The sequence below is a fragment of the Bacteroidota bacterium genome (assembly GCA_037133915.1).
Taxonomy (GTDB): Bacteria; Bacteroidota; Bacteroidia; order Bacteroidales; family CAIWKO01; genus JBAXND01.
The window spans coordinates 1-1,665 of sequence record JBAXND010000114.1 but is presented as its reverse complement, the minus strand read 5'-3'; the positions used below and the strand labels follow the sequence as shown (position 1 = coordinate 1,665).

1 protein-coding gene is annotated in these 1,665 nt (G+C 36.6%); it reads left to right on the top strand.

Going from position 1 to position 1,665, the window contains the following annotated elements:
• Positions 1-94: 94 nt before the first annotated feature.
• Positions 95-1,447, top strand: a complete 1,353-nt coding sequence (locus tag WCM76_16845) for an ISNCY family transposase (GenBank protein ID MEI6767300.1) — start codon at positions 95-97, stop codon at positions 1,445-1,447.
• Positions 1,448-1,665 lie beyond the last annotated feature (218 nt).

The following is a 1,665-nucleotide window of genomic DNA, read 5'->3' as shown; positions in this document are numbered from 1 at the left end:
TCTGTCTATAAACTCAAATTGTTAATAAATACAAGGGATTGGGAGCATTTATCACGAAAGTTCATTGTATCTTAGAATCAAAGATACAGACTCTATGAAAATATTCAACGATTTACTTTTGAAATTCGAAACGCCTGATTGGTCTGCTAATCCGGAGTATTGTGTGATTGATATAATTTTAGAATCACGACCTGATCTCATTTTGATGCTAAGGAAAGATATCATAGGGGATGAGAAAGCTTCAACTTTTGGACGGCAGGATACTCCCAGTGTTGAACAAATTGTTCGTGCAGCCATTTTTAAGGAAATGCGAGGAATGGAATACAGAGAACTGGAGTATGCACAAAACGACTCCAGGATTTGTGAAGCTTTTTTAAAATTAGATGGTCGCGATCCATTCAGTTTTCAGATGTTTCAAAAATATATTTCCCGGATTAAACCGGACTCTTTGCATCGACTGCTCGTGGAAGTTAATAGAATTGCCATTAGTGAGGGCTTGGAAGATGTGAAAAGTATTTCTCAGGATTCGACCGTTGTTAAAACCAATATTCATTACCCTACCAATAACTCCTTGGTATGGGATTGTGTAAAAACAAGTACCCGATTATTGGAACAATTGAAGCAAGAAATTGATACGCTTGATTTTATAAATTATACAAAATCAGCAAAGAAAACCTTTTATGAAATTAATGTCAAACGTAAGGAAGCAGATCGGCTCCCTCTTTTTCATAAACAATTAATTCTTTTCACTAAGGTGATCAATCAAAGCTCCAATGCGATAAAAAAAAAGTCCACGAGTATTATCGCTTTTGTCATACAGCAAGAACTGACTAAGTTACTTAGCTTGATGCAACAGGTATATGACGTAACCTATCGCAAGGAAATCGAAGGTGAAAAAGTTCCCAATGAAGAAAAATTATTTTCGATTTATGAGCAACACACCGATATTATTGTGAAAGGTCAGCGGGAAGCACTTTTTGGTCACAAAATAAATCTGGCCGCAGGGAAGAGCAATCTTGTGCTGGATTGTCAGATTTTGCGGGGTAACCCATCCGATAAATTATTGTTTCAACCAACTATTGACAATATCATCCAAAACTATGGGATAATACCTCGCGACAGCGCTACCGATGGAGGATATGCCAGTTTAATCAACCTGGAAAGTGCAAAAAAGGCAGGCATTGCTAATATCGTGTTTAATAAGGTTGTTGGTAGAATGCAGAATATTGTCAGTAGCTTAAACATGGAAACACGGCTTAAAAAATGGCGAAGCGCCATGGAGGCCATCATCTCAAATATTAAACGAGGCTTTAATATACGTACATGCAATTGGAAAGGCTGGATTCATTTCCAGTCTAAAGTGCTTTGGAGTGTTTTAGCATATAATTTTCGGGTACTGACGGACATAATTTTTGCCCGACTCAAATCCGATCAACAGATATGTTAAACCGTCTGTAAGTCAGTATTAACAAGTATTTTTAAATGATATGCCTATAAATAGGATGAAAATAATACACGCTAAGAAAACGAAAACAAGAGGATATTAACAAAATAATCTGAGATATTAACAAGGCAAAGTACCTGTGTCACAGATTTATGATTTTTGAAGCAAAAATCTCCCGGCGCTTCAAAAAGCAGAGAGATTATTCACAAAACCGGGACATT

Excerpts from the sequence above, each read along its gene's own strand:
- WCM76_16845 (MEI6767300.1), top strand. The coding sequence starts at position 95 with ATGAAAATATTCAACGATTTACTTTTGAAATTCGAAACGCCTGATTGG.